The sequence below is a fragment of the Frankia sp. QA3 genome, from assembly GCF_000262465.1.
Taxonomy (GTDB): Bacteria; Actinomycetota; Actinomycetes; order Frankiales; family Frankiaceae; genus Frankia.
The window spans coordinates 4,041,986-4,061,143 of the sequence record NZ_CM001489.1 but is presented as its reverse complement, the minus strand read 5'-3'; the positions used below and the strand labels follow the sequence as shown (position 1 = coordinate 4,061,143).

Annotated in this window: 16 protein-coding genes; 11 read left to right on the top strand and 5 right to left on the bottom strand. The window is 73.4% G+C overall.

From position 1 onward, the window contains the following. The first annotated feature begins 403 nt into the window (after positions 1 to 403). The 5 genes from FRAQA3DRAFT_RS16610 to FRAQA3DRAFT_RS16590 all read left to right on the top strand — a co-directional run bounded on the left by FRAQA3DRAFT_RS16610 (position 404) and on the right by FRAQA3DRAFT_RS16590 (position 6,185). Positions 404 to 1,432 carry an ABC transporter substrate-binding protein gene (locus tag FRAQA3DRAFT_RS16610; protein ID WP_157467425.1) on the top strand — a complete coding sequence of 343 codons (1,029 nt, stop codon included), beginning with the start codon at positions 404 to 406 and terminating at the stop codon, positions 1,430 to 1,432. Continuing rightward, positions 1,429 to 2,313 carry an ABC transporter ATP-binding protein gene (locus FRAQA3DRAFT_RS16605; protein ID WP_009740200.1) on the top strand — a complete coding sequence of 295 codons (885 nt, stop codon included), beginning with the start codon at positions 1,429 to 1,431 and terminating at the stop codon, positions 2,311 to 2,313. The genes FRAQA3DRAFT_RS16610 and FRAQA3DRAFT_RS16605 overlap by 4 nt, the downstream gene beginning before the upstream one ends. Then, complete coding sequence (locus FRAQA3DRAFT_RS16600) at positions 2,310 to 3,218, top strand: ABC transporter permease (RefSeq protein ID WP_009740199.1); 909 nt, start codon at positions 2,310 to 2,312, stop codon at positions 3,216 to 3,218. The genes FRAQA3DRAFT_RS16605 and FRAQA3DRAFT_RS16600 overlap by 4 nt, the downstream gene beginning before the upstream one ends. Beyond that, positions 3,215 to 4,105, top strand: coding sequence for an ABC transporter permease (locus FRAQA3DRAFT_RS16595; RefSeq protein WP_009740198.1), 891 nt, complete (start codon positions 3,215 to 3,217; stop codon positions 4,103 to 4,105). The genes FRAQA3DRAFT_RS16600 and FRAQA3DRAFT_RS16595 overlap by 4 nt, the downstream gene beginning before the upstream one ends. A 388-nt stretch (positions 4,106 to 4,493) precedes the next feature. Next, positions 4,494 to 6,185 carry an adenine deaminase C-terminal domain-containing protein gene (locus tag FRAQA3DRAFT_RS16590; protein ID WP_009740197.1) on the top strand — a complete coding sequence of 564 codons (1,692 nt, stop codon included), beginning with the start codon at positions 4,494 to 4,496 and terminating at the stop codon, positions 6,183 to 6,185. A 118-nt stretch (positions 6,186 to 6,303) separates the two neighbouring features. Here the strand turns inward: FRAQA3DRAFT_RS16590 and FRAQA3DRAFT_RS16585 are convergent, their stop codons facing one another. Beyond that, positions 6,304 to 7,527 (bottom strand): ATP-binding protein, encoded by a 1,224-nt coding sequence (locus tag FRAQA3DRAFT_RS16585; RefSeq protein ID WP_009740196.1) that lies wholly within the window; start codon positions 7,525 to 7,527, stop codon positions 6,304 to 6,306. Positions 7,528 to 7,700: 173 nt separating this feature from the next. Beyond that, complete coding sequence (locus tag FRAQA3DRAFT_RS16580) at positions 7,701 to 8,822, bottom strand: aromatic ring-hydroxylating dioxygenase subunit alpha (protein ID WP_009740195.1); 1,122 nt, start codon at positions 8,820 to 8,822, stop codon at positions 7,701 to 7,703. A gap of 739 nt (positions 8,823 to 9,561) precedes the next feature. Between FRAQA3DRAFT_RS16580 and FRAQA3DRAFT_RS16575 the strand changes: the two genes are divergently transcribed. From FRAQA3DRAFT_RS16575 to FRAQA3DRAFT_RS16550, 6 genes are all read left to right on the top strand, one after another. Further along, positions 9,562 to 10,482, top strand: coding sequence for a xanthine dehydrogenase family protein subunit M (locus FRAQA3DRAFT_RS16575; RefSeq protein ID WP_035921064.1), 921 nt, complete (start codon positions 9,562 to 9,564; stop codon positions 10,480 to 10,482). Next, positions 10,479 to 11,150 (top strand): (2Fe-2S)-binding protein, encoded by a 672-nt coding sequence (locus FRAQA3DRAFT_RS35170; protein WP_009740193.1) that lies wholly within the window; start codon positions 10,479 to 10,481, stop codon positions 11,148 to 11,150. Before FRAQA3DRAFT_RS16575 ends, FRAQA3DRAFT_RS35170 begins: the two co-directional genes overlap by 4 nt. Then, positions 11,140 to 13,479, top strand: a complete 2,340-nt coding sequence (gene pucD, locus FRAQA3DRAFT_RS16565) for a xanthine dehydrogenase subunit D (RefSeq protein ID WP_009740192.1) — start codon at positions 11,140 to 11,142, stop codon at positions 13,477 to 13,479. Before FRAQA3DRAFT_RS35170 ends, pucD begins: the two co-directional genes overlap by 11 nt. After that, positions 13,476 to 14,846, top strand: a complete 1,371-nt coding sequence (gene allB, locus FRAQA3DRAFT_RS16560; RefSeq protein WP_009740191.1) for an allantoinase AllB — start codon at positions 13,476 to 13,478, stop codon at positions 14,844 to 14,846. Before pucD ends, allB begins: the two co-directional genes overlap by 4 nt. Positions 14,847 to 15,134: 288 nt before the next feature. Beyond that, positions 15,135 to 16,685 (top strand): allantoicase, encoded by a 1,551-nt coding sequence (locus tag FRAQA3DRAFT_RS16555; RefSeq protein ID WP_009740190.1) that lies wholly within the window; start codon positions 15,135 to 15,137, stop codon positions 16,683 to 16,685. Positions 16,686 to 16,755: 70 nt separating this feature from the next. Then, positions 16,756 to 17,154 (top strand): hydroxyisourate hydrolase, encoded by a 399-nt coding sequence (locus FRAQA3DRAFT_RS16550; protein ID WP_009740189.1) that lies wholly within the window; start codon positions 16,756 to 16,758, stop codon positions 17,152 to 17,154. Positions 17,155 to 17,298: 144 nt separating this feature from the next. Here the strand turns inward: FRAQA3DRAFT_RS16550 and FRAQA3DRAFT_RS16545 are convergent, their stop codons facing one another. The 3 genes from FRAQA3DRAFT_RS16545 to FRAQA3DRAFT_RS16535 all read right to left on the bottom strand — a co-directional run bounded on the left by FRAQA3DRAFT_RS16545 (position 17,299) and on the right by FRAQA3DRAFT_RS16535 (position 19,148). Further along, positions 17,299 to 17,598, bottom strand: a complete 300-nt coding sequence (locus FRAQA3DRAFT_RS16545) for a DUF3349 domain-containing protein (RefSeq protein WP_035921063.1) — start codon at positions 17,596 to 17,598, stop codon at positions 17,299 to 17,301. A gap of 48 nt (positions 17,599 to 17,646) precedes the next feature. Next, positions 17,647 to 17,910 (bottom strand): hypothetical protein, encoded by a 264-nt coding sequence (locus FRAQA3DRAFT_RS16540; RefSeq protein ID WP_009740187.1) that lies wholly within the window; start codon positions 17,908 to 17,910, stop codon positions 17,647 to 17,649. A gap of 89 nt (positions 17,911 to 17,999) precedes the next feature. Next, positions 18,000 to 19,148 (bottom strand): inorganic phosphate transporter, encoded by a 1,149-nt coding sequence (locus tag FRAQA3DRAFT_RS16535; protein ID WP_009740186.1) that lies wholly within the window; start codon positions 19,146 to 19,148, stop codon positions 18,000 to 18,002. Between the last annotated feature and the right edge of the window lie 10 nt (positions 19,149 to 19,158).

Below are 19,158 nucleotides of genomic sequence, written 5' to 3'. Positions count from 1 at the left end.
GCGAAGCCTAGCAGGCGGTGCCAATGATGCCGGCGTCGCCGCGGCCGGCCCGGACCTCCGTGCGCGGGTCCCGCGGCACTCATGCAGGTACGTCATTCGGACGTTGCCCGATGTCGGGCAGGTGAACGATAAACCTCTTTCGGGGCATCCAGGTTTCGGCGACGTTTCGGTCGGCGGGAATCCCGGGGGCGGTGGTGGAGCGTGACCGGCCCGGCGGCGAGAATGGAGTTACTGGCAATTCACACAGGTGCGATGAGACGGATACGCCTTCTTCCTAGCGTCCGGGGGACCGCTCGGGAAGGTCGGACCGACCGGCCGATGGGGGTGCGCCCGGGACGAGGGCAATGGGGGTTTGGTGACAACAGGTCTGGATCGGCGGGGTTTTCTCCGCCGGGGTGTGGGAGTGACCGCGGGAGCGACTCTGCTCACCGTCGGCGGGGGTGGCCTGCTCGCCGCGTGCGGCAGCGACGACGACTCGGGCTCGGGCGGCTCCGGCGCCGGTTCGTTCGGGACGCTCAGCATACGGCTGTCGTGGATCAAGAACGCGGAGTTCGCCGGCGAGTACCTGGCCGACCAGCGCGGGTACTACAAGGCGGCGGGTTTCTCCGGCGTCAACCTGATCGCGGGCGGCCCGTCGGCGACGCCGCAGGACACCGACGTCGCCACCGGAAAGGCCTTCATCGGAATCTCCTCGCCGGACATCACCGGGACCGCGATCGCCCAGGGCGCCCCACTGAAGATCATCGGCGCGCAGTACCAGAAGAACCCGTTCGCCATCCTGTCGATGGCCAAGAGCCCGATCAAGACGCCGCAGGACATGGTCGGCAAGAAGATCGGCGTACAGGCGACCAACGAGTCGGTCTGGTCGGCGTTCCTGAAGGCGAACAAGCTCGACCCGTCGTCCATCACGAAGGTGCCGGTCGAGTTCGACCCGCTGCCGCTGACCACCGGGACGGTCGACGGCTGGTTCGCGTTCGTGACGAACGAGCCGAACCTGCTGCGGGTCAAGGGCTTCGACGTCGCCACCTTCCTGCTCGCCGACCACAACTATCCACTCGTCTCGGAGACCTTCATGGTCACCGACGAGTCGATCGCGAAGAACCGCGACAAGGTGAAGGCGGCACTGACCGCCGAGATCCGCGGCTGGAAGGACGCCACCTCCGACGCCTCGCTCGGCGCCAAGCTCGCCGCCACCGTCTACGGCAAGGACCTCGGCCTGGACGAGAAGGAGCAGGGGCTGGAGAGCGCCGACCAGAACAAGCTCATCCTCACCGAGGAGACGAAGAAGAACGGGCTGTTCACGATCACCGACGAACTGGTCGAGGAGAACATCGCCACCCTCAAGCTCGCCGGCGTCGACATCACCGCCGAAAAGCTGTTCGATCTGTCCATCATCCGAGAGCTGTACAAGGAGAAGCCGGAACTCATATGAGTGCAGCCGCCACGCCGATGTCGGAGCCGGTCCCGGGACCGTCGGCTCCCTCCGCTGCTGCCCCTGGTTCCGGCGTGAGCGTGGTGGGCCTGCGCAAGGAGTTCCGCCTCGGCCGCAAGTCGATTCTCGCCCTCGACGACGTCAACCTCGCCACCGCGGAGGGCTCGTTCCTGACGCTCATCGGGCCGTCGGGCTGCGGGAAGTCGACGGTGCTGCGCATCCTCGCCGATCTCGACGCGCCCAGCGCCGGTGAGGTGCTGGTGCACGGGGAGCATCCGGCGACCGCCCGCCGTGGCCACCACCTCGGCATCGCCTTCCAGGACTCGGCGCTGCTGCCGTGGCGCTCGGTCGAGGCCAACATCCGCCTGCCGCTCGAGGTCGCCGGGGTGAAGGCGGACCGGGCGGTGATCGCGGACCTGATCCGGCTGGTGGGGCTCACCGGCTTCGAGAAGGCCCGCCCGGCGCAGCTGTCCGGCGGGATGCGTCAGCGGGTCGCGATCGCGCGCGCCCTCGTCGTCGAGCCCCGGATCCTGCTGCTCGACGAGCCGTTCGGCGCCCTCGACGACATGACCCGTCAGCGGCTGAACTTCGAGCTGCTGCGGATCTGGGGCGAACGGGCCACGACGACCCTGCTCGTCACCCATTCCATCCCCGAGGCGGTGATCCTCTCCGACACCGTCGCGGTGATGAGTGCCCGGCCGGGCCGCATCTGCTCGCTCGTCGACATCGACCTGCCCCGGCCGCGCACCCCGGAGATGCTGCGCTCGGCGCGGTTCCACGAGCTGCACGACGAGCTGTCGGCGCTGCTGTTCGCCGGCGGCGACCCGGCGGCGGCCACGGTGGGGACGCCGGCGGCCGATCCCGCTCGGAGCGCCGTATGACGACTCTGCAGGACGCCGCCTTCGGCGCCACCGGCGGTCCGGGTGACCCGGGGGGACCGGGGGGATCGCCCGGGTCGGGTGGACCGAGCGGGTCAGGCGGTCCCGGGGCGCGGCGCCGCCGTGGCGGCGCCGGTGCTGGTGGCGACCGGCCGGCCTGGATCGGTGGCGCGGTCGGGATCGTCGGGCTCATCGCGCTGTGGTGGGTGCTCGCGGTCACCGTGCTCGACAACGGCGGGGTGGTGCCCACCCCGTGGGAGGTCGTGCGGGCGCTGTGGGACGACCACCGGCTCATGTGGACGTCGGCGAAGTCGACGGTGGAGATCGCCGTGAAGGGCTGGTTGATCGGTAACGGCCTGGCCATCGGCCTCGCCGTGATGTTCTTCGGGGTACCGGTGGTGGAGCGGGTGCTGCTGCAGATCGGCGTGGCGTCCTACTGTCTGCCGATCATCGCGATCGGGCCGATCCTCACCACCGTCTTCGACGGCAGCACCCCGCAGATCGCCCTGGCCGGCATCTCCGTGTTCTTCACGACGATGGTCGGCACCCTGCTCGGGCTGCGCGCCGCCGACCCGGCGAGCCTCGACGTGGTGCGGGCCAGCGGCGGCGGCGCCTGGAAGCAGCTGCGGTACATCCGGTTGCGGGCCGCATTGCCGAGCACCTTCGCCGGGCTGCAGATCGCCGCGCCGGCCGCCGTCCTCGGCGCGATCATCGGTGAGTACCTCGGCGCGGACCGGGGGCTCGGCGTGGCCATGGTCCACTCCCAGCAGGCCCTGGAGGTCCCGCGGACGTGGGCGCTGGCCGTGGTCGCCTCCGCGGTCGCCGGACTGGGCTACGCGCTGACCGCGCTCGTCGCCAGGCTGCTCACCCCGTGGGCGCCGCGCGGGAACCCGGGAGGCGGGCAGTGACGGCCGGCGCACCGGCGGCGACCACCGTGGAACCGGCCGCGGCCGGTTCCGTGCCGGCGGCCCCGGGGCGCGGCGCGCACCTGATGCTCACGGCGATCCTGCTGCGGGTCGGCCGCACGGTGCTGTCCGTCGTGGCGTCGGCCGCCGTGATCGTCGGCCTCTGGTACGCGTTCATCGCCGTGTTCGATCTCGACCCACTGGTCGCCAAGGATCCGCAGGCGGTGTGGAAGTACCTGTTCACGGCCGACAAGGCCGCCGAGAGTCGCCGGGCGATCCTCGACGGGCTGTGGCACACCCTGGGCGACGCCGGGGTCGGGTATCTGGCGGGCACCGTGGCCGCGATCGTCGTCGCCGTCTCCTTCGTGCTGTTCCGCTCGGTGGAACGGGCGCTGATGCCGGTGGCGATGATGCTGCGGTCGGTGCCGCTGGTGGCGATGATCCCGCTGCTCACCCTGATCTTCGGACGGGGCCTGACCGCGGTCGGGGTCATCGCCGGCATCATCGTGTTCTTCCCGTCGCTGGTGAACCTGGTCTTCGGGCTGCGGTCCGGCCCGCCGGCCGCCGCCGACCTGGTCCTCGCCTACGGCGGCGGTCCCGCGACCGTGCTGCGCAAGGTCGCGCTGCCCAGCGCCCTGCCGGCGCTGTTCGTCTCCGCCCGCATCGCCGTCCCGGGCGCGGTCATCGGTGCGCTGCTCGCCGAGTGGCTGGCGACGGGTGAGGGGCTCGGCTACTACATGCAGCGCGCCCAGCAGACGTTCAACTACGGCGGAGTGTGGGCCTCGGTAGTGGTGATCACGGTGGCGAGCATCGTGCTGTACGCCATCGTCGGCTTCATCGAGGCGATCGTCCTGGCGCGTTACGGGCCGAACCCGGGCCGTGGCAGGTAGCGGGAATTGTGATGACAGCAATGGTGCCGTCGATCGCACCCGCCGCATCGTCCGGACGGGCCATCCTGGGGCGGTCGGTTCTCCATCGTGCACGTCGTCGCCCCCCGGCCTGCCCTCCCGCGGTGTATCTCGCGTTTCCTGTGCGATATAACAAAAATCGGCGTGAATTACGCGTAGTTTCCGTGCGGCCGCGTTCCCTGCCTGCCGTCATCGGATGTACATGTGCCGCCGGCGCCGGCCGGTGGATGAAGGGCTGCCTTTGAACGTCGACTGCACCAGCCTCGGACCCCGGCTGATGGCGGCGTGCGGCCGGGTGGTCCGGCCGACGCGGACGGCTCCCGCCGGTTCGGCCACATACCCGCGAGCACCGGCCCGCACGGAGTCGCCCGTGGTGATCCCCGGTGCGGACCGGCGCGACCCTCCGCCGGAACCGATCGGGCACCTTTCGGTGGCCGGCGCGGACCGGCTGCCTCCCTCGGCCGCCGAGCTGGAACGCCTGCGCCGGGTAGCCGACGGTGAGGAGGACGCCGACCTGGTCGTGCGCGGCGGGCTGGTCGTGGTCGTGCACGACGGCACGGTGGTCAACCGCGACATCCTCATCGTCGGGCGGTACATCGCCGCCGTGACCAGGCCCGGGGTGCTCAGCGGCCGGCGCTCCCTCGACGCCGCCGGTCGTTACGTCGTCCCCGCCTACGTCGACGCCGGGCTGCGGGTCGAGGAGACGCTGCTCAGCCCGGGCGAGCTGGCCCGCCTGCTCATCCCCCGCGGGACGGTGACGCTGCTGACCGACCCGGCGGCGCTGATCGCGCTCGGCGGGGCCCGGGGCTCGGAGCTCGCCACCGGCTCCGCGACGCCGCTGCGGGTGCTGCTCCGTTCGGGCGGTGCCCTCCCTCCTGCCGCCGACCTCCCACCCGCCGCACCGGTCCCGCCCGTCCCGCCGGCCACCGGCTCCGCGGCGGTCCCACCGGCCTCACCCACCACCACCTCGGTCGTCGAGGTGACCCCGGCGCCGCCCGGGACCGGGGTGAGCGGCCTGTCCGCGCTGGGCGCGGGGCCCGTGGCGGACGCCGCCGGACTGCGCTGGGCGTTGGAGAACCCCGGCCGGACCAGGAGCAGGACGGTCACCGAACTCGCCACCCACGGCCATCTCGACCATGACGTGCGGCTCGCCGTCGGCCAGGGCATGGGCCCGATCGACGCGATCCGGCACGCCACCCTGCTCCCGGCGCGGATGCACGGCCTGGAGTCGACGTTGGGCGCCATCGCCCCCGCCCGGCTGGCCGACCTGCAGGTGGTGTCCACCCTCGCCGGCACCGCCCCGCCCGACGTGGTGGTGGCGGGCGGCCGGATCGCCGCGGAGCGCGGCCGCCCCCTGTTCGACAACCTGGACGTGGCGCCGGCCTGGGCCGTCGGCCGGATCCGGCTGCCGGCCAACCTGCATGCCGGCTCCTTCACCTGCCCAGGTCTGCGCCGGGCGGGCAGGCAGGACGCCAGCGTCGCGGCGGTCAGCATCGACGTCCCGCGCGAGCCGCCGAACCCGCCGGTCGCCGGTGGCCCGGCGCGCAACCCGCTGGGCGTGGCGGGCCCGGAGCCGGCGACGGAGACGGCCCGCCGGCATGGCCTGCGCACCGTTCGGGTGCAGCCGACGGTGCACGGGGGCTACGCGGTCGCCGACCCCACCCGTGACCTGCACAAGGTTGCGGTCTTCGAGCAGGACGGCGGCGGCGGACCGGTCGACATCGGGCTGATCCGCGGCTGCGGGCTCAGCCGCGGCGCGCTCGGGGTGTCGACGGCGCACGCCCCCGGCCACGTGATCGTGGTCGGCGCCCGTGACGACGACATGCTGACCGCTGCCCGAGCGGTCGAGGGCATGGGCGGCGGGTTCGTCGTCGTGGACCGGGGCTGGGTCCGGGCGGCCTGCCCGCTGCCGCTGCTGGGCCTGATGAGCGACGCCCCGTGGGAGGCGGTGCTCGGCGAGCTGGCCGCCGTCGACACGGCCGCGGCCGACCTCGGTTGCCGGTTGCCGTTCCCGTTGCGCACCCTGGCCACCCTTGGCCGGCTGCTCTACACCCGCCCCTGAGCGGCACCTGCCCCTGAGTGGCACCTGCCCCTGAGCGGCACCTGCCCCGCCGACCCGATCGGACCGCCTCCGGCCGCCCGATCGGGTCGGCGGCCAGCCGCCGGCCTGGTCGTCGCCGTCAGCCTCCGCCGGCCACCCGCTGCGGGCGGGGCAGGACGGGCCCACCGTCCGGGATGGCCCATCCGGACGACGCGGGCGCCGTCTGGTGGCGGCTACTCGTCTGCGCCCGGACGTGCTCGGCGCATTCGCGCAGCTCGCGGCGCACCTGCTCGGTCAGGTGCCAGGTGCGCCCCGCGCTGTCGCCGCCCACCTGCACCAGGCCCGCCTGGAGCAGGCCGATGAGGTGGGCGCGCGCCTGCGACCGGTCCGTGGTGAGCAGGACGGCCGCCTGCGCGGTCCGCAGCCGGTGGCCGTGCCGCAGAGCGGTGACGATCTGGAGTTCGGCCCGTCCCAGCGGCTGACCGAGCCGCTCACGGGCCGCGGCGTACCGGGCGAAGGCCAGGTCCGCAGGGGTGGCGGGCAGGGCGGCGACGACCGTCCGCTCGGCCGGGCGATCGAACCGGGGGGCTGCGAGGCCGTGGCGGAGCTGGTCGGCGATGGCCCGGCTGATCCCGTGCCCGGTGCGCTGGGCGATCCCGGCGCGCCGGAAGGCGTCGACGAGCAGAGGGTTGCGCGGGCGGGGTGGCCCCGCGAGCACGGTCCCCGGCGGGGGTCCGGCGGCCGGTCCCACCGGGTTCGCGATCTCGATCCGATCGTCGGTCCACCGCACGTGGACGGCGCCGGGAACGTCATAGTCCCGATGGGTCAGCGCATTGGTGATCAGTTCCCGGAACGCCTGCTCCGAAAAGGCGGGAACGTGCACTCGTAGGAGTTCGAACCGGATGACCTGTTGGGTGTTGCGGGCGCGGAAGCGGGCGAGCAGCTCCTCGGCGAGCCGGAACAGCGGCCAGTGGAAGAAGTCGTTCACCACGGCCGTGTCGGCCCGCATGATCTGCATCGCGGCCTCGTGCCAGGGCAGGAACCAGCGGATCGCCTCCGGACGGCCGAACAGCAGCAGAGCCTCGGGCAGCAGGACCGGCCCCGACGAGCCCTGCCCCGCGGTCCCCGGCTCCGACGAGCCCTGCCCCGCGCTGCCCGGCCCCGACGCGTCCCGCCTCGACGCACCGCCCGATCGGGCCACACCTAGGGCGACGGCCAGCTCATGGTCCGGCAGCGCGGCGAGACCGGCCTCTGCACGCGACCCCGATGCGCTCACCAGCCGGCGGAACCGGTCGAACTCGCGAGGGTCGAGATCCGTCCACCTCGCCGTGGCGATAGGCCGCGCCCAACCACTCTCCGTCATGACGTTTCACGCCTCCCGGCCGGATCCGATCTCCATCGTAGGTCGCGTCATGGACCGTCGAGCTGCGATGTCGCGCTCGCTGAGTGTCGGATATCCGCAGCTCCCACCGCGCTCGGGCTGCGCTGCGGCGAGTCCGGATCATGAGCCGCGGCCAGCGCCGAGTACGTCCGGCTCTAGCGGATCGTCGTCCGGCGGTACTCGGTCCGCCGGGCGGCGGTGAGGACCCGGTCCTGGCCGCCGCCCGGTCGCCCGGCGCCGGTTGGCGGCAGCCGGGCCGCCCGGTCGACGAGGGACGCCAGCGCGCGGCGCAGTGCCACCCCCGCCGCGTCGGCTCGGATGCTCACCTCCTCGACGGGGTCGGCGTCGTCGCCGACCAGGGGCAGGCCGTCGAGGTCGAACCGCTCCTGCAGCGCGAGGTCCTCGTCGAGCACCGTCTGTTCGAAGCGGGCGGCCTTGGCCATCTGCACGGCGTCCCCACCCAGGTCGTCGCGCAGCAGCCGGGTGTAGATCCGGGTCGATCCCTCGTCCTCCGGCTGCAGGCAGAACTGGATCGTGTTGATCATGCCGGCGTCCGGGTACTCCAGGCGCAGCCGCAGCATGAACGGCGGCCGGTACACGTAGGTCGACCAGCGGCGCTGAACGAGCGGATGCTCGCCGGTGGCGACCTTGGGGTCCTCCGGGTTGGCGACCCGCTGTTCCATCTGGACGACGAAGCCGTCGCCGTCCTGCGTCACCCGGTAGGGCGCGACCACGGTGTCCTCGCCGGCGCCGATCGTGTCGGCATGCACGAACGGGAAGTGCGCCGTGTCCAGGAAGTTGTCGGCGAGCAGGCCGGCGCAGGCGGAGGACCGCGATGGCTCGAGCCAGACCGAGTCGAAACCCGCCTCGTCCGCCTCGGGAACCTCGATCAGGTCGGTGAACGGTTCCTCCGGGGCGATCCAGATCAGGCCATGCCGCTCGACCACGCCCCACGGCGGGGTGGCCCTGGCCCGTCTGGGGGCGGGCACCCCGGGGCCCAGAGCGGGGACCGCGGTGCACTCGCCGGAGGCGACGAAACGCCAGCCGTGATAGCCGCAGACGAGCTCGTGCGCGTTCACCCGGCCGGCCGACAGCGGGGCGAGCCGGTGTGGGCACCGGTCGGCGAACGCCGCCAGGCCATCGTCCAGTCGGGCGATGACCCACGGTTCGCCCAGCAGCCGCACCGGCACCGGTTCGTCGGCGACCTCGCCGGAGCGCGCCACCGGATGCCAGCCATGGCGCAACGCGGCAGTGGTGTTCCTCAGACGACGTGACATGCCCACCTCAGCTCGGTCGCGTGCCGCCGACGGCGATCCGGCCGCCGGCCGGTGTGATGGCGCGTTCGGACCCCACGATCTGGCCGGAACCATCCGCCGGGCGGCCCATCATCCAAGTGGACCATCATCCGGGCGGAACTGCTCGCGGCGGCGCACGCGGCGGCCGCGCATTCCGGTGCCGGCGCCATCCCGGCGGAAAGGGCCGACTCGTGTGGTGCGTGGTCCCGGCGGGCCATGGCCGTCGCGCTGCTCATCAGTCCCGCTATGACACGTGATGAAAGGCCAAGAAACGCGTGCTCTGGGCGCAGAGAGGACAAAGGTCCCTTATTGTCTCGAGCAAAACAACTCCGTGTTTCGACTCGGCGTCATGTATGTAACACTCGGTAACGGCCTGTTGGATGGCTGGTGATGGTCCAGGCCGGTGGGGTGCTGCGAGGCGGCGGGTGAGACGGGGCGCACCGGCTCTCTGGCCCGATCGGGCAGGCTCACGGAGCGTCCGACTGGCCGAACATCATTGTAACTTTCCGCCTCTAGGGTCGGTTGCCATGCACTGTTCGTCCGCCTGCCCCGCTGCCCCTCGGCTCGCCGGTCGGCCCCGCCCGTCGAGCCCCCCCGGATTCCCCGCCGCGGGTCCGGTCGGGGGGGTGCGGTCCATGGCCCGGCGGGGGCGTTCCTGGTGGGCGCGGTCCTTGCCGGTGTGCTTCTGGCAGCAGCGGTCCCCGTGGGAGTGGTCATTGTGATGGCGGGCGGGAAGTCGTCCGCGATGTTCCGGCCACGCACGGTCGGTGAGGCGGTGGAGATGCTCGCCGCCGCGCACGAGTCCGGCACCGCGGTGGCGTTGCTGGGCGGTGGCACCGATCTGGTCCCCGCGCTGCGGTCCGGGGAGCGCTCGGCGGAGACGGTCGTCGCCCTGCGCCGGGTGCTTGAACTACGGGTCCGCGGCGCCGGGGCGGACAGCCTGACCATCGGCGCGGGGGTGACCTACACGGACCTGGACGGCTGGTCGCTCTCTCCGGGCCTGGCGCGGGCCGCCCGGGTGGTCGGCTCCGTGCAGATCCGCAACACCGGCACGGTCGGCGGCGCGCTGGGCTCGGCGCGGCCCGGCGGTGACCTGCTCACCTTCCTGACCGCCGCCGACGCGGAGGTGCTCACCGTCTCGCCCCGAGGACCGGAGCGGATGCCGCTGCCGCGCTTCCTCGCCGACGGGCTGGCCCCGGATGCCCTCGTCACCGCGGTGCGACTGGCCCGTCCGGGCGGCCCGCAGGTCTACCTCAAGATCGGTGGGCGGCAGGCCGCGTATCCCGCAGTGGTCTCGTGTGCGGTCCTGGTGGACCGGGTGCGCCACCGGCTGACCTGTGCGATCGGGGGAGTCGGCCTGTTACCGGTCCGGATGGGGGAGGCCGAGCGGTACGCACGCGACGAGGTCGACTGGTCGACCGGGACGGTGTCCTCCTCGGCGGCCCGGCGCTTCGGTGACCTGGTCGTCGAGGCGGCCGCGCGGGTCAGTCCGGCGCTGCCCGCGGGGCCGCGGGGGTCGGCGGAGTACCGCTGGCACGCGGCGGGGGTGCTCGCCGGCCGGGCGTTCGCCCGCTGCCTGCACTTGACCGCGCCCCCGGTCGGCGAACCCGCGCGGGGCTCCGCCGCCGGCGGGCAGCCGTGACCGCCGTGTCCGCGGACGGCCTCGACGCGGCGGCGGGCGGCACGGACCGTGGAGACGCCGGCGTGGACGGCACGGGCCGGGAGAAGGCGGGAACGGACGGTACCGGCCGAGGGGAGGCCGAGACGGACGGCGCGGGCGGCGGCGAGAGCTACCGCCTGCACGTCGACGGCTTCCTGCGCACGGTCAGCGGTGCCTGGATCGGGGATTCGCTGCTCACCGTGTTGCGGGACGTGCTTGGAGTGACGGCGGTGAAGGATGCCTGCGAGCAGGGCCGGTGTGGGGCCTGCTCGGTGCTGCTCGACGGCCGGCTTGCGGCGTCCTGCACGGTCCTCGCCGCGGACGCCGACGGCTCCCGGGTGGTCACCGTCGCCGGGTTGGGTGGTTCGGGGCTGACCCGGGCGGTGCGGGCGATGTTCCTTGCCGAGGGGGCGGTGCAGTGTGGCTTCTGCACTCCCGGCTTCGTGGTCGCTGTGACGGATCTGCTCACCCGCCACCCGGACGCCGACGAGGAGGAGATCCGCGAGGCACTGGCCGGCAACATCTGCCGGTGCACCGGCTACGGCCGCATCGTCGCCGCCGTGCGGGCGGTCCAGGCGGAGCGAGGCATCCTCCCGCCGGGGGACACTCCGACACCTGGGGACGCTCCGAGTCGCCCGGATGGGGGGTGAGGTCGTGAGCGGTGGGATCGGGCGGTCGGTGCGTCGCCCGGACGGACCAGACAAGGTGAGCGGAGCGTTCCCGTACGCCGGTGACCTGCGGGTGCCGGGGATGCTGCAGGCGCGCACGCTGCGCTCGCCGCACCCGCGGGCCCGGATCGGGCGGATCGACACCGCCGCGGCCCGCCGCCTGCCCGGCGTGGCCGCCGTGGTCACGGCCGCCGACGTGCCGGGCGTGGCCACCTACGGGCTGATCGTCGCCGACCAGCCGGTCTTCGCCGCCACCGAGGTGCGCTACGCCGGTGAACCGGTCGCCGCCGTGGCCGCGGTCGACGCCGCGACCGCCCGCCGCGCGCTCGCCGCGATCGAGGTGGACTACGAGCCACTGCGTCCCTCGACCGACCCGGAGCGGGTGTTGGCCGCGGACGCGGAGCCGCTGCACCCCGCCGGCAACCTCTTCCGCGAGATCGACATCCGGCACGGCGAGCCCGGGGTCGACGGTCCCGTGGTCGTCGAGGACCACTATGTGGTCGGTATGCAGGACCAGGCGTTCCTGGCACCGGAGGCGGCCCTGGTGAGCCCGGCGGCCGACGGCGGCGTGGACCTGCGCGTCGCGACCCAGTGGCTGCACTCGGACCGCGAGCAGCTCGCCGCCTGTCTGGGCATCCCGGAGAACCTCGTCCGCCTCACCCTGGCGGGCGTGGGGGGTGCGTTCGGGGGGCGCGAGGACGTCACCGTCCAGATCCACGGCGCGCTGCTGGCCCGCGCGGCGGGTGCGCCGGTGCGGATCGCCTACGACCGGGTCGAGTCCTTCCTGGGCCATCCGCACCGCCATCCCGCCCGGATGTGGTTCCGGCACACCGCGACCGCCGACGGCGAGCTCGTCAGCGTCCAGGCCCGTCTGGTCATGGACGGCGGTGCCTACGCGTCGTCGTCCCCCGCGGTGCTCGCGAACGCGGTCACCCACGCCGCCGGCCCCTACCGGGTTCCCCACGCCCGGCTGCACGGGGTGGTTGTGCGGACCAACAACCCGCCCTGCGGGGCCATGCGGGGTTTCGGCGTGCCCCAGGTGACCATCGGCCACGAGGCCCAGATGGACCGGTTGGCGGACGCGCTCGGCCTGGATCCCGTCGAGCTGCGGGCCCGTAACGCCGTCCGACCGGGGGATGTCCTGCCCACCGGGCAGGTACTCGGCGCCCCGCTGCCGGCGCGGGAGCTCATTCAGCTCGTCGCCGCCCGCCCACTGCCCCCACCGCCGGCCGCGGACGTCACCGGCCTCGCCCGGCCCGGTGGCCTGCCCGCCGCGGCGGAACCGGGCCGGGTGCGCCGCGGCGTCGGCTACGCCCTGGCCTACAAGAACCTGCTCTTCTCGGAGGGCATGGACGACTCCTCGGCCGCCCGCGTCCGGCTGGACCTGACCGATGACGGCACGCCGCGGGTCCGGGTGCACAGCGCCTGCGCCGAGGTCGGCCAGGGATTCGTCACCATCGCCGGGCAGATCGCCCGCACCGAGCTCGGCGTCGAGCAGGTCGACCTGGCACCCGCGGACACCGCGGTCGGCAGCGCCGGCTCCACCAGCGCCTCCCGCCAGACCTGGATGAGCGGCGGCGCGGTGCGCGGCGCCTGCGTCGCGGTCGCCGACCGGCTGCTCGCCCGGGTCGCGCGGGCCGCAGGGCTCCCGGCCGAGGTCGTCGAGGCCCCCCGGCGCACCCTGCGGATCGCCGCAGGGGAGATCGTCGGCGTGGAGGCCGGGCTGCGCGTGCGCCTCGCCGACGCGTTGGCCGAGGGCCCGATCGAGGCCGACTACACCTTCCACCACCGGCGGACGACCGCGCTGGGCGCCGACGGTCAGGGCGATCCGCACGTGGCGTTCGCCGGCGCGGCCCACCGCGCGGTCGTCGACGTGGACATCGACCTCGGCCTGGTCCGGGTCGTGTCGATGGCGCTGGCCCAGGACTGCGGCACCGTGCTCAACCCCCTGTCCCTGCGTGGGCAGGTCGAGGGGGGCACCGCCCAGGGGTTGGGTCTTGCCCTGATGGAGGAGCTGGTCACCGTCGACGGGGTGGTGACCAACCCGAACTTCCACGACTACCTGCTGCCGACCATCGCCGACGTCCCCGACCTGGACTTCGTCGCCGTCACCGAGCCTCAGCCCGACGCGCCCTACGGGGTGAAGGGCGTCGGGGAGGCGCCGACCTGCACCGCCGCCCCCGCGATCGTCGCTGCCATCCGGGCGGCGGTCGGGCGGGACCTGCGGCGGGTCCCGGTGCGCCCGCAGGACCTCGTCGATCTCCCCACCCGCGCCGACGTCCACACGGCTGGAGATGCTTCGACGGCATGAGTGACTTTCCCCCGGGCGCGCCGGCGCGCCTGCCGGAGCGCCCGCAGGTGCTGCGGTCCCGCCGGGTGGCCCTGCCCGACGGCGAGCGGCCGGCGGCGGTGCACCTCGCCGACGGTCGGATCACCGCGATCACCGAGCCCACCGAGGTGCCGGCGGACGCCCTGGTCACCGACCTCGGCGACCTGGCGTTGCTACCCGGTGTGGTCGACAGCCACGTGCATGTCAACGAGCCGGGCCGGACCGAGTGGGAGGGCTTCGCGACCGCCACCCGCGCTGCGGCGGCGGGTGGCGTCACCACGATCATCGACATGCCGTTGAACTCGATCCCGCCGACGACCTCCCTCGCGGCGCTGACGGCCAAGCGGGCGGTTGCCGACGGGCAGATCGCTGTTGACGTCGGGTTCTGGGGCGGCATCATCGGCGCCGACACCCGCAACCTCGCCGATCTGGCTGCCCTGCACGACGCCGGTGTCTTCGGCTTCAAGGCGTTCCTGGCCCCGTCGGGGGTCGAGGAGTTCCCGCACGTCTCGATGGAGGTACTGGCCGCCGCCGCCCGGCACACCGCCCGGATGGGCGCCCTCACGGTCGTGCACGCAGAGTCGCCCGCGGTCCTCGAGGCGGCGCCGCCGGTGGCCGGGCGGGCGTTCGCGAGCTGGCTGGCCTCGCGGCCCGCGGCGGCGGAGACACAGGCGGTAGCGGGGCTGGCGGCGCTGTCCGCGGCGACGGGTGCCCGGCTGCACGTCCTGCACCTGTCCGCCGCCGACGCCCTCGACGAGATCGCCGCCGCCCGGGGGGAGGGGCTGTCGCTGACCGCCGAGACCTGCCCGCACTATTTGACGTTCACCGCGGAGGAGGTCCCCGAAGGGGCCACCGTGTTCAAGTGCGCGCCGCCCATTCGGGGCAGGACGAACCTGGACCGGTTGTGGGACGCGATGTCGGCGGGATTGCTCACCGGGATCGTCAGCGACCACTCGCCGTCGACCCCCGAGGTCAAGCACATCGACAGCGGCGACTTCGCGGCCGCCTGGGGCGGCATCGCGTCTGTGCAGATCGGGCTACCCGCGGTGTGGACCCAGGCCCGCGCCCGGGGGCATACCCTTGCCGACGTGGTCGGCTGGATGTGCGCGGGCCCCGCGGATCTCGCCGGGCTGCGCGGCAAGGGCCGGCTCGCCGTCGGTGCGGACGCCGACCTCATCGTCTTCGATCCGGATGCGTCCTTCCTGGTTGAGCCGTCCATGTTGCGGCACCGCCACCCGCTCACCCCCTACGCTGGACGCAGCCTCGACGGAGTCGTCCAGGCAACCTATCTGCGGGGGGTGCGTGTGGACGGTGACCGTCCGCCGCGGGGACGCCTGCTGGCAAGGTGAGGTGGCCGCATCGCCCGGTCGGGTCAGGACCTTCCGCGGCCGGGGGCCACGTCGGCGGCTGGTGCGGATGGGGGACCTCGGACCGGCCCCGGGATGCCGACCTGGACCAGCAGCAGGCGTCGACGGGACGTACCCTTTGCGTCCCGCAAACGCGCTGACCCAGCCTGTCCCGCAGGGCCCGCCGCCACCCTCGCCGCCACCCCCGGCGGCTGCCCGGCAGCCGGCCCGACCAGCCGCGGAGCAGCCGGTCGCCGCGGGCACACCGCTCGACCCGAGAGAAGGATCCTGATGAGTGACGAGCCCGACCTGACCAACCTCGTCGACCTGGCGGCAGCCCGTTCCGGCGGCACGGTCGTGGCCGTCAACGACGAGTTCTTCGCGTTCGCGGAGCGCATGCTGCTGCCCGAGCCGCCCATCGTGCGCCCCGGCGTGTTCACCGAACGGGGTCAGTGGACCGACGGCTGGGAGACCCGCCGCCGCCGCGACCTGCCAGGGGCCGACTGGGCCATCGTCCGCCTCGGCGCGCCCGGCATCGCCCACGCGATCACCGTCGACACCACCCACTTCACCGGCAACGCCCCGGAGGCCGTCGAGATCCACGGGGCGACGGTCGCCGGCTATCCCTCCGCCGCGGAGGTCGCTGACGACGCCGTCGACTGGGTGGAGCTGGTCCCGCGCACGCCGATCGCCGCCGACGCGGTCAACGTCCTGCCCGTGGCGGAGGCGGGCCGACTCCGCATCACCCACCTGCGGCTGACCATCCATCCTGACGGCGGAGTCGCCCGGCTGCGCGTGCATGGCACGGTCGTGCCAGACCCGCGCCTGCTCGACCGGGTCACCTCCGATCTCGCCGCCGCCTATCTGGGCGGGGTCGTGGTGGCCGCCAGCGACATGCACTACGGCGACCGGCACAACCTCAACGCCTCCGGCGATGCCCGGGCGATGGGCGAGGGCTGGGAGACCCGGCGCCGCCGCGGCACCGGGCACGACTGGGCGGCGGTCCGCCTGACGACGCAGGGCCTGATCGTGCGGGCCGAGGTCGACACCCGCCACTTCCGCGGCAACGCGCCTCGGGCCGTCGAGCTGTGGGCCGCGGACTACCCGGACCTGCTCGACCCCGATGACATCAGCGCCATCACCGAGTGGGTCCCGCTGCTGCCGCGCACGCGGGTGCAGCCCAACACCCGGCACCTGTTCGACCTGGAGGTTCCCGTCCAGGCCACCCACGTCCGTGTCGATGCGATCCCCGATGGCGGCCTGGCCCGGCTGCGGCTGACCGGCGTGCCGACGGCCACCGGGCGCGAGGCGCTGGCCATGCGCTGGTTCGACGCACTCTCCTTGGACGCCGCCCGCGAGGAGCTGCTGGCCTGCTGCGAGTCCGAGGACTGGGCCGAGGCGGTGGTGGCCCGCCGTCCGTTCGGCACCCTGGCTGCCCTGCTGCCCGCCGCCGAGCAGGAATGGTGGCGGCTGCCGGAGTCGGCCTGGTTCGAGGCGTTCACCGCGCATCCCCGGATCGGGGAGCGCCCGACCGGCATCCCCGCGCCGCCGACGACGGCGCGGGCGTCGGTGGTCTCCCTCGACGCCCCCCGTCGGGAGCAGGCGGCGATGGACGAGGCCCCCGACGAGATCAAGGCGGCCTTCGTGACGGGCAACGCCGCCTACGAGGAGCGCTTCGGCTACATCTTCCTGGTCCGGGCGGCGGGACGCAGTGCCGAGGAGATGCTCGCCCTGCTCCAGGAGCGGATGGCCCACGAGCCCGACGAGGAGCTGCGCATCGCCGCCGGCCAGCAGGCGGAGATCACTGCCCTGCGGATCCGGCACCTGATCACCGGGGCGTAGCCCGGCCGGTGACCGGGGACGGTCACCGGGACCCGGTCGGAACAGGCCAGGAACTGTACGGGAGGCGCAGATGGGGCTGTCCACACACGTCCTGGACACGGCGCAGGGGCGGCCCGCCGCGGGGGTGCCGGTCCGGCTCGAACGGGGGGAACCCGGCCCGGATGCCAGCGCCACCAGCGCCGAGCCCGGCAGCCAGACCGCTGCCGAGGCCGGCAGCCAGACCGGCACCGGCACCGGCACCGGCACCGGCTGGACCGTGGTCACCGAGGCGGTCACCGATGCCGACGGCCGGGTCGGCGGCCTGCCGCTGACCACGCCTGGCCTCTGGCGGCTCGTCTTCGACACCAGCGCCCGCTCGGCGTTCTTCCCCGAGGTGAGCATCGCGTTCCACGTCGCGGACCCGGCGGATCACCATCACGTCCCGCTCCTGCTGGCGCCGTTCGGCTATTCGACGTACCGCGGCAGCTGACGCGATGCGGCCCGCCCGCCCTCGGCGGCCACGGGCCGCCTGGGGGAGGGCGAGCCGGGCGAGGCTTCGGGTGTCTGGGGCAGGCGAGCCGGGTGGGTGAGAGTGCCTGGCGCGGGGGCGGCCGGGTCAGGTCTCGGTGGCGGGTTACGGGCGTGACGGCGTGGCCAGGGGCCATCCGCCGGCCGCGAGCCGGGCGCTGACCCGTGCGATATCGCCCTCCAGCGGGGCGTCGTGGGTGACGTTCGCGATCGCCGTGCGGATCGCCAGGGCCGAGGCGGGGTCGCCGCTCGCGGTCAGCACGTCGGCGACCGCGGCCACCTCGTCCCCGGTCAGCTTGCGCCGCAGCAGCGCGAACAGCGGCAGATAGTCCCGCTCCGGGACGCCGTCGGGATACCCGGCCCGCAGCCACTGGATGACCGATGTCAGCAACGGAGGCAACGCCACGCCACTCACCTTTCCCTCGCCTCCCGGGCAACTCCGGAGACCGGACAATCAGGCGCCCGCGACGACGGAGTAGATACCCCAGCCGATCCCGGCCAGCACCACGGCGAAGCACACCGCCCCGGCGGCGATGCCCAACGGGTTCGTCCCGATGATGCGGTCGCCGCCGGCCTCGGCGGCTGGCGGGCCGCCGTCGCGACCCGGCAGGCTCACCGCGCGTAGCCCGATCGCGAACAGCGCGGGCAGCCCCGCCCCGGCGAGCAGGCCGATGACGACGATCTTCCACAGGGCGTCCAGGTCGATCCAGGAATCCATGCCCGCCTCTCCTTTCGTCACGTCCACCGGTCGTCACCAGGACCGTCCGATGGCCGGCCGTCCCGGCCGGGGTGCCGTACGCGCGGGCCTCAGGCCGCGGTCGGCTCCTTGGCGTTCGCGGGGGCCGTCGCTGCGTCCCACTCGTCGTTGACGTTGTGGTGGCTGACCGGGGTCTTGCGGGCTCGCAGGTACAGGAGGGCGGACCCGATCACCAGCAGCGCGAAGACGACCACCACGCCGGGGGTGCCGCCGATGCCCTGGACGATCCCGTAACACCCGGCGCCGACGAGCCCGGCGGCCGGCAGGGTCAGCAGCCAGGCGGTCGCCATCCGGCCGGCGACGCTCCAGCGCACCTCGGCGCCCTTGCGGCCGAGGCCGGTGCCGAGGATGGAGCCCGTCGCCACGTGCGTCGTCGACAGCGAGGAACCGAAGTGGCTGGAGAGCAGGATCGTGGCGGCGGAGGACGACTCGGCGGCCATGCCCTGCGGGGAGTCGATCTCGACCAGCCCCTTGCCGAGGGTGCGGATCACCCGCCAGCCGCCGAGGTAGGTGCCCAGGCTGATCGCGATCGCGCAGGTCAGGATCACCCAGAACGGGGCCTGCGACCCGGCGTCCACCGTGCCGTTGGCGATGAGGGCCAGGGTGATGACGCCCATCGTCTTCTGCGCGTCGTTCGTGCCGTGCGCGAGCGAGACGAGCGACGCCGAACCGATCTGGCCGATCCGGAATCCGTGGCTGCGCGTCCGGTCCGGGATACCGTGGCTCAGCCGGTAGATCAGGTAGGTTCCCACGGCCGCGATGAGGACGGCGATCACCGGGGACAGGCCGGCCGGGATGATTACCTTCGAGACGACGCCGTGCCATTTGACGCCGTCCGTGCCGGCGGCGGCCATGGTCGCCCCGATGACACCCCCGATGAGCGCATGAGATGAGCTGGAGGGTATTCCGAAGAACCAGGTGAGCAAATTCCAGGTAATACCACCCACCAGGCCGGCGAACACCACCGTCAGCGTCACGACATGGGTGTTGACCAGGCCACTCGCGATCGTCGCGGCCACGCTGAGCGACAGGAAGGCGCCGATGAAATTCAGTACCCCGGAGAGCGCTACGGCGATCTTCGGCGGCAGCGCCCCCGTTGCGATCGAGGTCGCCATCGCGTTGCCGGTGTCGTGGAAACCGTTTGTGAAGTCGAAGGCCAGGGCGGTTACGACCACCAAAACCAGGATGCCGTCGTTCACGGTCTCCGTT